Annotated in this window: 13 protein-coding genes; 10 read left to right on the top strand and 3 right to left on the bottom strand. The window is 33.3% G+C overall.

The window, feature by feature from the left end; all coding sequences use genetic code 11:
* The first annotated feature begins 344 nt into the window (after window positions 1-344).
* Together ACVFVN_RS01340 and ACVFVN_RS01335 are read left to right on the top strand one after the other, a co-directional pair.
* Window positions 345-971, top strand: a complete 627-nt coding sequence (locus ACVFVN_RS01340) for a hypothetical protein (protein WP_456233845.1) — start codon at window positions 345-347, stop codon at window positions 969-971.
* 219 nt (window positions 972-1,190) lie between these two features.
* Window positions 1,191-1,721: a hypothetical protein gene (locus ACVFVN_RS01335; RefSeq protein WP_456233844.1), complete on the top strand. Its 531-nt coding sequence runs from the start codon at window positions 1,191-1,193 to the stop codon at window positions 1,719-1,721.
* Between the two features lie 219 nt (window positions 1,722-1,940).
* Here ACVFVN_RS01335 and ACVFVN_RS01330 read toward each other — a convergent pair whose 3' ends face one another.
* Window positions 1,941-2,321, bottom strand: a complete 381-nt coding sequence (locus ACVFVN_RS01330; protein WP_456233843.1) for a hypothetical protein — start codon at window positions 2,319-2,321, stop codon at window positions 1,941-1,943.
* Between ACVFVN_RS01330 and ACVFVN_RS01325 the strand changes: the two genes are divergently transcribed.
* The 8 genes from ACVFVN_RS01325 (at window position 2,314) to ACVFVN_RS01290 (ending at window position 11,021) form a co-directional block, all read left to right on the top strand.
* Entirely contained in the window at window positions 2,314-4,395 is a 2,082-nt protein-coding gene (locus ACVFVN_RS01325) for a hypothetical protein (RefSeq protein ID WP_456233842.1), read from the top strand. The genes ACVFVN_RS01330 and ACVFVN_RS01325 overlap by 8 nt on opposite strands.
* Window positions 4,396-4,474: 79 nt before the next feature.
* Window positions 4,475-5,005, top strand: coding sequence for a hypothetical protein (locus ACVFVN_RS01320; RefSeq protein WP_456233841.1), 531 nt, complete (start codon window positions 4,475-4,477; stop codon window positions 5,003-5,005).
* Window positions 4,983-7,034, top strand: a complete 2,052-nt coding sequence (locus ACVFVN_RS01315; RefSeq protein ID WP_456233840.1) for a hypothetical protein — start codon at window positions 4,983-4,985, stop codon at window positions 7,032-7,034. The genes ACVFVN_RS01320 and ACVFVN_RS01315 overlap by 23 nt, the downstream gene beginning before the upstream one ends.
* Window positions 7,035-7,158: 124 nt before the next feature.
* The gene (locus tag ACVFVN_RS01310; protein ID WP_456233839.1) at window positions 7,159-8,649 is read left to right on the top strand and encodes a tetratricopeptide repeat protein; all 1,491 of its coding nucleotides are present in this window, start codon (window positions 7,159-7,161) and stop codon (window positions 8,647-8,649) included.
* A gap of 127 nt (window positions 8,650-8,776) precedes the next feature.
* The gene (locus tag ACVFVN_RS01305; RefSeq protein WP_456233838.1) at window positions 8,777-9,202 is read left to right on the top strand and encodes a transposase; all 426 of its coding nucleotides are present in this window, start codon (window positions 8,777-8,779) and stop codon (window positions 9,200-9,202) included.
* Window positions 9,169-9,468, top strand: a complete 300-nt coding sequence (locus ACVFVN_RS01300; protein WP_456233837.1) for a hypothetical protein — start codon at window positions 9,169-9,171, stop codon at window positions 9,466-9,468. Before ACVFVN_RS01305 ends, ACVFVN_RS01300 begins: the two co-directional genes overlap by 34 nt.
* A 908-nt stretch (window positions 9,469-10,376) precedes the next feature.
* The gene (locus ACVFVN_RS01295; protein ID WP_165133055.1) at window positions 10,377-10,805 is read left to right on the top strand and encodes a cold-shock protein; all 429 of its coding nucleotides are present in this window, start codon (window positions 10,377-10,379) and stop codon (window positions 10,803-10,805) included.
* A 21-nt stretch (window positions 10,806-10,826) separates the two neighbouring features.
* Window positions 10,827-11,021, top strand: a complete 195-nt coding sequence (locus tag ACVFVN_RS01290; protein WP_165133052.1) for a cold-shock protein — start codon at window positions 10,827-10,829, stop codon at window positions 11,019-11,021.
* Between the two features lie 114 nt (window positions 11,022-11,135).
* On the opposite strand, the gene ACVFVN_RS01285 is transcribed toward ACVFVN_RS01290, so the two are convergent.
* The gene (locus ACVFVN_RS01285) at window positions 11,136-12,044 is read right to left on the bottom strand and encodes an endonuclease/exonuclease/phosphatase family protein (RefSeq protein WP_456233836.1); all 909 of its coding nucleotides are present in this window, start codon (window positions 12,042-12,044) and stop codon (window positions 11,136-11,138) included.
* A gap of 117 nt (window positions 12,045-12,161) precedes the next feature.
* Window positions 12,162-13,364, bottom strand: coding sequence for an enoyl-ACP reductase FabV (fabV, locus tag ACVFVN_RS01280; RefSeq protein WP_456233835.1), 1,203 nt, complete (start codon window positions 13,362-13,364; stop codon window positions 12,162-12,164).
* Window positions 13,365-13,456: the final 92 nt, after the last annotated feature.

The raw sequence follows: 13,456 nt of genomic DNA, 5'->3' as shown, positions 1-13,456 counted from the left end.
TTTTTATGAAAAATATAAAAAAAAAGCTGCCTCACTTTTGAGACAGCCTCATTTTGTCAAATAGTTTATTTTGGAGTGTGTCTTTGAAAAATAAAGATTTGTATTTTACAAATATCTGCTTAAGAATGTTTTTTTGAAATCAAAAGACAAGGTTTTAGTCTAAATAATTTTATTTCACATAATTTTAAACTGTTTGAAATTTTAAATATTAAAGCTTTTGTAAGATTTAAAATCCTGATAAATAACTGCTTGTGAGAAAATAGTGCAAGGATGGTAGTCTGTTTTTTACTCATTTGTTGTAATAATTACATTTATTTGTTTCATCCTAATTGCAGGATACACAAATGATGAAAAAAAACACAAATGATGGAAAAGAATATAACGTCTTTGACCGAATTCTGCGTCAAGGACTTTGTCTATTTTTGCTCCTAGTTTTTCACTCAGCTTTTTCTCAAATCCATATTTCTGATGGTGCTACTTTATATGTAGCAAAAGATACTTTAGTAAGTATAAGCAAATCCGAAGTCAAGCCTAATAAAGCTAAAATTTATGTTGTTTCTGGTACTGTTGTTTCCAATTTAGATAAAGAAAGTAATTATGAAACAGTAAATATCCCCGCAACACAAACGACTCCTAAGTTGCGTACAAAGGATAATGTTTTAAAAAATAAAGAGAAAAAAGCGCTTGCTCGTAAAACTTCTCCTCAAAAGAAAACAATACAACCTCAGCCAAAGATTAACTTCTCTGAAGGAAATTCTGATGCTCATCTTTCGTTTTCAGAATTACATTTTAACATGTCTGTACTTACACAGCATGAAAATCAAAATCAGTTTATTGAAGCGAAACAATCAGTCTGTACTTTATTCCTCACATCTATAAAAGGACTTGCTCCAAACTATTATTACAGCAATCATTACGCTTCTCAGTATTCTACTTCCCTTCTTGGAAGAGCTCCGCCTTTTTTAGTTTAATCTAAATCATTAAATATTATTTATTAAAAATTTATCTGAGCATCGAAAATATTTTTCTATGTCTTATTGAGTATAAATAATATTTTCTATGATTAGAATATATATTTCTTTCGTATTTATATTACTAAGCCTAGCAATATCACTGAAAAAAAATAATAAGTAGGCTTATACCATATGAATACAGCCATTTTTTCTACACGATAAATAAATTTAAAACACATGAAAAAAATAATTCTTACAATAGCTGCCTTAATGGTAACTACCTTGGTTAGTGCACAAGTCGCTATCGGGAAAGAAGCTGTCAATGGCAATTCTGCCCTCTTGGATTTTTATGATCAAACCGATAATTTTCGCGGAATTATTCTGCCCACAGTAGATAATATCAACAATGCTTTGGCAACTACAACAACGCACAACAACGGCACTTTTTTGTTTGATAAATCGGATGCTAAACTCAAAATGTACGAAAATGGTGCGTGGGTTGAACTGTCTGACACAGGAAACAAGACTCAGATTGTAAACAATACAACAAATGAAAATACTCAAAACCAAGGGGCAATCATTGGTGAAAATACCAGTAATGCGAAAGGTGTTTTGGTTTTAGAATCTGCCGATAAAGCCATGATTTTACCCAAAATAGCCAATCCGCATATTACCGTAAAAAGCCCGTATCCAGGCATGATGTGTTATGACACCGTAGGAAAAGTTCTCGCGGTGTTCGATGGAAGTGTATGGAACTTCTGGAAGTAATTTTAAACCAAAAAATTTAATTGAAATGAAAAAAAATAGCCATATATTCACTTTATTATTGATCTTAATTTCGGTAATAGCTCATGCACAATGTGGACAACTCGATTCTGATTATTGGGGAGGTAGTAGCACTGCTGGAACTGGTGCTTCTCAAAGTAAAAATATCAATGGTGTAATAACAACGATCACTACAAATCAAAACTCAAGTATCTACAGTTATTATTCCCCGTCAAACTCTACAAAATGTACCGCTACAGGAAAATATAACCCAAATTTTAGTGTCAATGTTGGAGATAGCGGGCAAAATGGAATAGCAAAATCAACATTCTCTTTTGATAATCCGGTTAATGATGTAGTATTGTTTTTTGCAAATATAGAAGGAAATGAAAAAGCTACTATATCTGTTAATTCTGGTACATTAACATTAACTAATATAGTATCTTGTAATTCTGCTTTATCTGGAAATGAAATAAGTGCTACGCAACCAAATAACATATCTGGATTCATGCAGGTGCGTATCCATTCAACAACTCCATTCACATCGGTTACTATTAATGCAACAGGGAATTTTAATACTCGTAAAGGTATAGATATGGCCATTTGTGAACTTTCAGTAAATACTGTACCACAATGCAATTCTTCTCCAACATTAATTAAAAGTTATACTACATCAGCTGTTGGTAAAGGAAGCGCAGGTCTTCCACCTGTTAGCTTCGATGTTCCACAAACGGGAACAGGTAAGCGATTCTTAATGCTCTTTATGACTTTTGAAAGAGATGATACTCCTTCGCCATATGGAGATAATAATGAGTCTGTATTAACTGGTACGATAGGTGATAATATTACTTTAATGCCTATCGTCAAATATGGAGGAGTTACGATGACAAAAGGAACATTTCTCTCATCAGCAGATCAGGATACTGGACATCAATACAATTTCAGTTATAATTATTTAACACTTTGTAATTACATTTATTTTCTTCCAGAAAGTTCTTTGGCAACTATTTCTAATAATATGTTTGATTTAACATCTTTTAGTTTACCAAAAAATGCAGGAGATGAAGTGAAAATAACAATAGCGTTATTTGATTATGTAAAAGGTATGGATAGTTCACAATATGGTTCATATAATTTTTACGACGTGGGTTATGTTAATAGTGCTAGTTTTGGGAGTAGTGATAACCTAACTTCTTATAAAAAAACTGTACCAATGTTGTCTGGCAATCAGCCAACAGGAGTTACTCAGGATAAAAATATTTTACTTGCATATGTAGCAAATTCCAGTGATACAGGGCTAAACTTAACAACATCTAGTTGGAATACTATCGAAAAATCTTCAGTGTTTAACGCAAATGGTACCTACGCGTCAGATCCAAATAGGACTATTGGGACATCAGAAAATGATGGTATTACTACAGGCTTGTTTTCTTTAACAGGAGTTACAGGTTCGCAAACTATCACGTTGACTACAAATTCTTCAAAAAAAACAATAGGAGGGTTATTAATGATGAGATTATATGGCGATAGTTATGTGGCACCAACGGTTAAAAACTTAATAAACACTTGTCCGTCTTTAACTGTAAACCTTAATGATGCTCATACAGGTACAATTCCTACTGGAGCAGAATTATTATGGTATACTAATAGTAATCATACAGGTACAGCATTAACAGCATTTGAAGTTGCATCTGCTGGAGCAGGAACATATTATGCGTTTTATTCTTCTTCAGATTGTTGGAGTAATGCATCTGCAACAGTAACGGTAACTATAACGAGTTGTTCTTCCTGTCCAGAACCAACAAGTTATACCCACGAGACCATAAAGAATGGGGCTTGGTCTTCAGCTTCTACTTGGTTGGGAGGAAATATCCCGAATACAAATATTGGAATTGGTAACTCTGTATTGATTACTCATAACGTAACTCGTTCTGGAGATTTTAAACCTAGCTCAAATTCTATATTAGTTGTAAAAAATGGAGGCACATTAAATACGGGACAAATCCAAACTGATAACGGCAATGCAAAAATAATCTTAAACGGTGGCTATCTTAACGTAACCGATGGGAATTTTCAGATTACAACTGCCACATCAAGTGTTTGCTCGGTTAATAGTTGTATTTATGTTAATAATGGAAGTTTTCAGTTTGAACAAAGCGGTACAAATATGTACTTTGAAAATACAGGTATTGAACTACGTAACGGAAATCTTCAATCCAAAGCTAATGTAACAGGAGCTAACATTAAGATTAAATTAAGCAATGGTAATTTAGAACGTAATGGAGGAACATGGTTAGGTAGTACTGTTTCTCAATGGTATGCATCTGGTGGTTCATCAGGGTTTTCTGGCTTGCCAAAGATGTCAAGCAGCTCTATACTCCCTTGTAGCATTTCTACTTCTATCTGTACCAAACCAGCAACAACAGGTACACCTGCTGGCTACTCTAAAGTAGGTATCACCGTTCAGCAAAAGCAAGCTGCTTGGCCAGAAAATATCCCGAATGGTTGGATAGCTTTAGAATCCAAAGAAAAAGGAATGGTGATTACCAGAGTTCAAAACTCAAATACCATTGCGGAAGCTAAAGAAGGAATGCTCATCTATGATATTGATGCCCAATGTGTGAAGTTATACAACGGAACCACTTGGAACTGCCTCGAAAGAAGTTGTAACGAATAATTAATAAAAATATTAGACTGGTTGTGGATTAATAGAAATACAGCCAGTCTTTTTTAATTATAATCTAAATTTAAAACACATGAAAAAAATAATTCTTACAACAACAGCCTTAGTTGTAACTAATTTGGTTAGTGCACAGGTAGCAATAGGAAAAGAAGCTGTCAATGGCAATTCTGCCCTCTTGGATTTTTATGATCAAACCGATAATTTTCGCGGAATTATTCTGCCCACAGTAGATAATATCAACAATGCTTTGGCAACTACAACAACGCAAAACAACGGCACTTTTTTGTTTGACAAATCAGATGCTAAACTCAAAATGTACGAAAATGGTGCGTGGGTTGAGCTGTCTGACACAGGAAACAAGACTCAGATTGTAAACAATACAACAATTGAGAATTCACAAAACCAAGGCGCGATCATTGGTAAAAATACCAGTAATGCGAAAGGTGTTTTGGTTTTAGAATCTGCCGATAAAGCTATGATTTTACCCAAAATAGCCAATCCGCATATTACCGTAAAAAGCCCGTATCCAGGCATGATGTGTTATGATACCGTAGGGAAGGCTCTTGCGGTTTTTGATGGTAATGTTTGGAATTATTGGAAATAACAACTTTAAAAAAAAATACAAAATGATAAAATTAAAACAAATTTTGGCATTGCTGCTGGTCTTTTTTATAACTTTCACCTATGCGCAAAACTGCGTTACCGGTTGTAATGGCAACGCCTTCCTCCATACAAGCGACCCGAATACTATTGAATATGACAACTTTATATCAGGTTTTCACTCTAGTATTATCAAACAAAAAGACGGTAACTTTTTGATTTACGGACAGAATACCAATGCATCATCTACTTCAGGAGATGCTAGTCTATATAAACCTACATTGGTACATCCTGACAATGGATTTAAGTACAACGGGACTCCGCTTAAAATGGCACTTGGATCGCAAGGTTATTATGCACCTGACCCAAAAGATATATCTTTAAATCGATCATATGACCAATATGCTTTGTTGACTACGGAAGGATTGTATATGTGGGGATCTGCGAATGTGTCTGGAAATAAATATGCTGGTATAATTATTCACAACTCAATCAAACCCTCTTTTTCTATGGAAAAGATAACAACTTCACATATTACTAATGCCAATCAGTATGGTTTACCTCCAAATGTAACTCCTGAAAGTGTAAAAATGTTATTTGGTACTTATTCAGCTTTAGTTATTACCACTTGTACTGGCGAAGCGTGGGTTCTTTCGTGGCAAGGGAATAAAAATGGTGACGGTACGGGAGACAGTGCTACCGAACTTAAGAAATGGCACAGAGTAAAAACTAACGCAACTGGTAATCCTTATTTAACAGGTGTAGTAGCGGTGCGTGGACATCAAAATGCATTAATGGCTTTAACTGATAGCGGAGAAATATATACTTGGGGGGATGAAACGTATCTTGGAGACAATTCTGGTATTGCATCACGAGTTTATGCTACCAAAATGAAATTACCTACATTACCAGTTGGCGTTAAGCCTAAGATGATAGGGTTGATTAGAAATAACTTTACTGCTTCTAATCCTAAAACAGGTAGTACCTATTATTTGCTAACTACGGATGGACAGTTGTTTAGTTTAGGGGATAATAAAAATAAGCAATTAGGAGATTATTCAACAGATGTAGAAAAAAAATCATGGGTAAATGTAAAGTTTAATAGTACAACTAATATGTCAAATATTGCATGGATAAGCCCTAACGAACATACTGGAAAAACGCATGCTACAGTAACAGCTCTTACTACTGATGGTAAATTATGGGGTTGGGGAAGGAATGATGGAAATATGCTTGGAGCTGGCGCTGGTAATAATGATCCTATGTCTATGTATGGAAACTTGAATGCTACAGACAAAATATTAGCAGTAGAAACCGGGGGACATACTGTTTCTATCTTCAAAGACTGTCAATACAGATTAGGATATATAGGACACGAGGTGTTTGGTTCGTATGGAAATAATCATCAGGAAAATTTTAATGCTACTTTTCAATTTAATAGTTCAGCATTCAAAAACTTATGTGCAATTCCTTTACCTCCATATCCAGACTTGCAAAATATTGTAATATGTCCAAATACCACAGCAAACCTTTTAAATGGGCTTATAGGCAGTGTACCAGCGGGATATACATTGCAATGGTGGACTACACCTCACCGTACACCAGGCACACAAGTTACCAATCCTACACAAGTAGGTCCAGGGACGTATTATGCATTTTTCATCTCAACTGGAGGAGGTACTATTTGTACTAATTTGGAAGGTGCTTCTCTAGTAGTGACCAACTCATCACCTACGGATCCAGAATTTGCTAATTGTCATTGCACCAAACCACCAACAACAGGTACACCTGCAGGTTATACCAAAGTAGGAATCACCGTTCAGCAAAAACAAGCTGCTTGGCCAGAGAATATCCCGAATGGTTGGATAGCTCTAGAATCAAAAGAAAAAGGAATGGTGATTACCAGAGTTCAAAACTCAAATACCATTACAGATACAAAAGAAGGAATGCTCATTTATGATACTAATGCCAAATGTGTGAAGTTATACAACGGAAGTATATGGAAATGTATTGAAAAAAGTTGTAATGATTAAATAAATATTCTGTAACAGATAATTTAAAATTTATAAAAATAATCTGATGGACTTCAGTGGTTCATCAGATTATTTTATTCGATATAAGTTTAATAAATTTGAAAATCAAGTAGGGAATCGTACTATGAAATTACTATATACTATTTTTTTAGTTTTACTGACTTTAGCAATATATGCTCAAAAACCTTCGGAGAAAGATATTGCCGAGGTGGAAGCTTTATTGGATTCTGCATATGCGAAGACAACTATTGTAGATATGAAATCCAGTGCATTATTTGCGCAAGAAGCCTTAGAACAAAGTAAAGAAACAGGTTATATAAAAGGCGAAGCTTGGAGCAATTTTTATCTTGCTCAAGCATTATTTGAGTTAATGGCTTATAAACAGTCCTTAGATATTCTACGAAAAGCAGAAAGCATCAACAAAAATGTTGCGGATCAATTTTTATCGTTCGAAATATACCGCGTAAGAAGCAGAATTTATGCTTCAATGCAACTAATAGATGCCGCCAATAGTGAGCAAAAAAAAGGCTTAAACATTGTTCATTTAATTCCTAAATCTGAAAAAGACAAAGCTTTTTTAACAAGTTTAGCCTATGAAAATCTAGCGGTAAATTATACTAAACTAGCAAAAATTGACTCACTTTATTATTATCTTGACAAAAACGAAAATTTACTCAAGAACTTAGATTCATCTCTTGTATATCCTAATCTTATAACGCTTTATGGGATGTTAGGTGTTTATTATTCGGATAAAAAAGACTTTGATAAATCCGAATATTATTTTAAAAAATCTGAAAGTATAGCAAAACAATACAATTTCCCTTACATCTCCTTTACCTATCGCTATTGGGGTGATATGGAATTAAACAGGAACCAACCAAAAGCAGCATTGCCATATTTTGAGAAATCTCTGGATATCCTGAATAAAACAAATTTCAGAAACGAAATACCGTATGTTTATAATAAACTAGCTTTAGTTTATAAAGAATTAGGTGAAGAGAAAAAAGCAAAAGACTATAAAATAAAAGCTTTAGAACTTCAAAATGAATTAAAAACAGAGCAACTTGAGACCAATTCTACAGCCGTTGAAGAGATTTTGAAAAATCAAATGGAAATAGAGGCGGAAAAGTCATCAAAGAGTAGAATGATTCTTTGGGGAATTATTTTCGGTGTGACAGTATTAGTTTCAGTTCTTTTGATAAATTATTTTAGAGCTGTAAAAAGTAAAAATTTTAAAAAAGAAATCATCAAGCAGCAGCAAGAAGAGCTTGTAGCTTTAGGTGAAGGAATGTCAGAACTTCATCAAAAAGTAAATGAATCCTTTGAAGAAGTTATTCAATTAGCAAAAGACAATAACCCTCAGTTTTTTACCCGATTCCGAGAAGTCTATCCAGAATTGATTCAAAAACTTTTGGAGATTGACCCCAAACTTCGTGTGACAGAACTTACTTTGTTGGCTTATTTTTTTCTTGGTTTTACCTCAAAAGATGTCGCATTATATACTTTTAAATCGACCAATACTGTTCGTAACCGTCGACAAAACTTACGAAATAAACTGCATCTTTCTACTGATGAAAATATGGAGTTGTGGCTGAAAAGTTTAGCAGACTCCTAATTTTATCAATCAAAAATAATCACCTCACAAGCCTCTTTTGTGATGTTTTTTCTTTAAATAGTGTACAAATGGTAAGTGCAAAATTTCTTTCTACTCAATAATATTAGTTGATTTGAAGAAAAATAATATGGATTTAAAAAATATTCATATCGGGAAACTTATTCAACAAAGAACTGAAGAAATTAATTTGTCGATTTCCCGCATTTGCAATTTTTTTAAATGTAGCGAGGAAGAACTATCAAAAATGTATGAAGAGGAAAATCTGACTACAGACATGCTCTTGAAGTGGAGCAAACTTTTAGAATACGATTTTTTCCGTTTATACACGCAGCATTTGATATTGTATTCGCCCCCGTCCGCCGCGGAAACAAAAGAAAGAAAAAGTCAACTACCACAATTTCGGAAAAATATCTACACCAAAGAAATAATCGATTTTATATTGGAACAAATTAATAATGGTGAAATGACGAAAAATCAGGTCTTGGAACGCTACAGAATACCGAAAACAACACTTTATAAATGGATAAGCAAATACGGAAACTCAAAAAATTAGTAGATCAACATTTAGGACAGTCAAAACTTGATTTGGAAAACAATTTTGGAAAAGCTTGTCAAGACTCGGATGCCGAAGTCTGGTTTTATCGCCATTACCATTGGGGAATTTTTAAAGATGAAATTGCATTCTTTTTCGAAGAAGATAAGGTAATTGATATTTCACTTACCGAATATATTTTTTGGATAGAGCATAAAAATATCTTCTACTATAAAGGCGAAAATCCTGAGTATAAGGTGATTTATTATAATACAATTGCGAAATGAACAGCCAATCACCCAATTACAAATTGATATTCGCTGATATTTTAGAAAAAAAGTATCCAGAAAAAACAAAGAAGTGTGAGGAGATTCTTCATAAAGACAACTTGTCAACTCTAGATATTTTAGCACTAAATCAAATAATTTTCGATTTAAATATTTTTGTACAAAATAACCACAAACACCGTTCTTATAAAAAGTCTGATGTTTTAAAAATTTTAGATTATCAAAAAAAACATAACTTAAATAACAGTAATTTAGCAAAACATTTCAAAATAAGTAGAAATAGCGTTTCTAAATGGAGAAAAAAGTTTTTGGTTTAATTTATAGGTATTCTTTTAGGTTTCTACCATGCCAATTGTATATTGTAAAGGCTTAGGAAGTATATGATTTGCGATTTTTATAATCATATACATAAAATATTATATTATTTATTTTTACTTTTCACAAATTTTTTTGAAGCAAATTGCGTCAAATTTTGCTAAGTATTTCAACTCGGATATAATTGCAAAATGTAATTTTTTGAAAATCAATTAATTAAAATAGTGCTTATGCTGATTATTTGTCGTATGTTTGCACCGTAATAATAAACAGGCCTCTGCCTTCGCTTTCTCTTACAGTTTAGAATATCTATTTTTTTCTTACAGTTTTTGCACTTACAGCCGCCATATTTTAATACTCAATCTTTTAAGATGGTGTTTTATTGGTAATCTGAATTGTTTAACAACCGAAAAATAGGAATGGATTTGTAGTACAGAAAAAAGCGAATAAAAAAGTCCAGTTTATCATTCTCGGAATGTGTTTTCTAGAGAAACACCAAAGAAAAAATTCCCAATTTATTGGTCTTATAATGCCAATAGTGGAACGAAAACAATTTATATAATATTAATCAAAAAACAAGTCTAAAATTATTTATGGCAGATTCTTTCTCAAAAAAGGAAAATTTTAAGAAAAAAGTTCAGAAACAAAAAGAAAAGGCTCTACGCCGCGAGGAACGTAAAACAAGTAACAACAAAGGCAAAGATTTAGAAGATTTATTTACCTATGTTGATGAATACGGAAGATTAACTTCTACACCTCCAGAAAAGAGAGAAGAAATTAAACTGGAAGATATACGTTTGGGCGCTACGCCAATCGAAGAAGAAGATGTAAGAAAAACAGGATTTATTACGTTCTTCAGCGAAAAAGGATATGGTTTCATTACAGAAAATGATTCTAAGGAAAACGTATTTTTCCACAGCAACAATTGTTCTGTCCCTTTAAAAAAAGGTAACAAAGTTTCTTTCGAGAAAGAAAAATCTCCAAAAGGTTTTTCAGCAGTTAATATCGAATTAATAAAATAACAATTTTTAATTATAATTACAATGCAACAAGGCACAGTAAAATTTTTCAACGAAGAAAAAGGTTTCGGATTTATAGTTCCAGATAATGGAGGCGAAGAAATTTTTGTACACTCTTCAGGTTTGAAAAGCAGAAATATTCGTGAAAACGATAAAGTAGTTTACGAAGTTGAACAAGGTAAAAAAGGTTTAAACGCTGTAAACGTACAATTGGCATAATATTTTTGACAAATAAATCGTCGAAAAATACTATAAAAATTATTTGAAAAAGCCCTTCTTAGGGCTTTTTTTTGTTTTCCTAATTGCTTTTACATAACAAAGCTGATGTATAAATTAGTCGTATTTCAATTGTAAAATTATAGGAAAATGATCACTGTATCCACCCATATAACGCGTCCCAGAATATGTTCTTAATGGGAATTTATTATTTTTTCGGTCACCGTTTCTTAATTTGATATGATCAAATATTCCTGCAGATAGCGAATAATTTAACGCATTTAATAAAGTTTTAGAATATAAAAACTGGTCAAACACAACGCCATTTTTACGATGAAAAGACGTGAATTGATGTTTGCATAAAAAACTCTCAAATGGATTTTCCAAAACCTGATTTTCATCCCGGTCTAGCAAGAGTTGTTTGATTTTTTCGTGGCTAGGATTTTCGTTAAAATCACCCATTATTATTATAGCTTCGTTGGTCTCAAATAGATGTTCTAATCTTTTTTTGAACCCATCAAAAATATATTCCCGGAAATCTTTTTTTGCATCTTGCAACCTTTTGGAAGGTAGATGAAGAACAAAAATGTGGATCTTTTTATGATTTAAAAGGAATTCAACTTCAAGAATATCGCGTGTTTCTTCGGTATCAAAATCTTGAGCCGGAAAATTTAAAAGCTTATATTGTAATAAAATTAAACGTTCTGGATTGTAAAGTAAAGCAACACTCAGTCCTCGAGAATCATTAGACTTTTCGTAAATGATTTCATAATTTTTGATCGGCGAATCTTCTTTTTTTAAATCTTCCAAAACACAAATGTCACCAATCTCTGCTAAGCCAATTACCGATGGTAATTTCCCAAAATCTTCTTCGACCAAGCGAAAAACATTGTTGATTTTTCGGAGTTTTAGATTGTATTTATACGCATCCCAATTGAAAAGTCCAGACATTTTTTTTCCATCTGATTTGTCGTCTGGCGGGAAAAAATTTTCAACATTGTAAAATAAAATGAGTTCGGATTGCATGGGATTTTTTTAGAGAAATTTTCTTAAAATTTAAGGCTGAGATTTATTTTTAAAAAGTTTTAATAATATAAAAAGTCCAACGAAAAATCATTGGACTTTGCTTTTATAAATAATGAATTATTCTGCGATGCTCGGGATTTTTACGTCTTCGTTGGTGTCTTTTTCGTAGTCGATACCATCCATTTCGAAACCAAAAAGATTAAAGAATTCTTTTCTATAACCTTCTATATCGCTGATTTCTGATAAATTTTCAGAGGTTACGCTGTCCCAAAGTTTTGCAACTTCTGCTTGTACATCGTCTGCCATTTCCCAGTCATCAATTCGGATTCGTCCAGCTTCGTCCAAAGGGACATTGCCATCTGCAGTATATAATCTTTCTGAGAATAGGCGCTCCATTTGTTCAATAGTTCCTTCGTGGGTTCCTTTAGCTTTCATGACTTTATAAAGTAAAGAAATATACAAAGGCACTACAGGAATTGCAGAACTGGATTGTGTTACCAAAGCTTTGTTAACCGATACATAAGATTTTCCGTGGATATCAGCTAATAGATTGTCGATTGTTGTAACGCTAGCTTCCAAATCGTTTTTAGCTTGACCAATGGTTCCGTTTCTGTAAATCGGGAATGTCAATTCTGGGCCAATGTAAGAGTAAGCAACAGTTTTTACACCATCTGCTAATACGCCAGCATTTTTAAGATCTTCCATCCAAAATTTCCAATCTTCTCCACCCATTACAGCAATTGTGTTTTGGATATCTTCATCTTTATCAACAGGTTGAATGCTAATATCGGTAACGGCACCTGTGTGGAAGTCTACAGTTTTGTTGGTGAAAGCTTGCCCGATAGGTTTAAGCACCGATGCATAAGCCACGCCAGTTTTAGGATGTGTTCTTCTAGGAGAGGCTAAACTATAAACTACTAAGTCTATTTGGCCTAAATCTTTTTTGATTAAATCTATAGTCTGTTGTTTAACTTCGTCGGAGAAAGCATCGCCATTGATGCTTTTTGCGTACAAACCTGCTGCTGCAGCTTCTTTTTCGAAGGCAGCCGAATTGTACCAACCCGCTGTTCCCATTTTTCCTTCGGATGAAGCTTTTTCGAAAAATACACCAATAGTTGCGGCGCCAGAGCCAAACGCTGCTTCAATACGAGAAGATAATCCAAATCCTGTGGAAGCACCGATTACCAAAACTTTTTTTGGACCATTTTCTAATTCTCCTTTTGATTTTACGTATTCAATTTGGTTTTTTACACTTTGCAAAGCGCCGTCTGGATGCGCTGTAAGACAAATGAAACCTCTTGTTCTTGGTTGGATAATCATTTTTTGTAATTTTAACAATGCAAATTAAGTAAATTTTTACATTTAATCGCGTTTTAAAGCTGTTAGTTTTTATGAAACACGATTACCTATTG

The sequence above is a fragment of the Soonwooa purpurea genome (assembly GCF_053891095.1).
This window is presented reverse-complemented; position numbering and strand designations above follow the sequence as displayed.

Coding starts and splice junctions, on each gene's coding strand:
- ACVFVN_RS01340 (WP_456233845.1), top strand. CDS start 345: ATGATGAAAAAAAACACAAATGATGGAAAAGAATATAACGTCTTTGAC.
- ACVFVN_RS01335 (WP_456233844.1), top strand. CDS start 1,191: ATGAAAAAAATAATTCTTACAATAGCTGCCTTAATGGTAACTACCTTG.
- ACVFVN_RS01325 (WP_456233842.1), top strand. CDS start 2,314: ATGGCCATTTGTGAACTTTCAGTAAATACTGTACCACAATGCAATTCT.
- ACVFVN_RS01330 (WP_456233843.1), bottom strand. CDS start 2,321: ATGGCCATATCTATACCTTTACGAGTATTAAAATTCCCTGTTGCATTA.
- ACVFVN_RS01320 (WP_456233841.1), top strand. CDS start 4,475: ATGAAAAAAATAATTCTTACAACAACAGCCTTAGTTGTAACTAATTTG.
- ACVFVN_RS01315 (WP_456233840.1), top strand. CDS start 4,983: ATGTTTGGAATTATTGGAAATAACAACTTTAAAAAAAAATACAAAATG.
- ACVFVN_RS01310 (WP_456233839.1), top strand. CDS start 7,159: ATGAAATTACTATATACTATTTTTTTAGTTTTACTGACTTTAGCAATA.
- ACVFVN_RS01305 (WP_456233838.1), top strand. CDS start 8,777: ATGGATTTAAAAAATATTCATATCGGGAAACTTATTCAACAAAGAACT.
- ACVFVN_RS01300 (WP_456233837.1), top strand. CDS start 9,169: ATGGATAAGCAAATACGGAAACTCAAAAAATTAGTAGATCAACATTTA.
- ACVFVN_RS01295 (WP_165133055.1), top strand. CDS start 10,377: ATGGCAGATTCTTTCTCAAAAAAGGAAAATTTTAAGAAAAAAGTTCAG.
- ACVFVN_RS01290 (WP_165133052.1), top strand. CDS start 10,827: ATGCAACAAGGCACAGTAAAATTTTTCAACGAAGAAAAAGGTTTCGGA.
- ACVFVN_RS01285 (WP_456233836.1), bottom strand. CDS start 12,044: ATGCAATCCGAACTCATTTTATTTTACAATGTTGAAAATTTTTTCCCG.
- fabV (WP_456233835.1), bottom strand. CDS start 13,364: ATGATTATCCAACCAAGAACAAGAGGTTTCATTTGTCTTACAGCGCAT.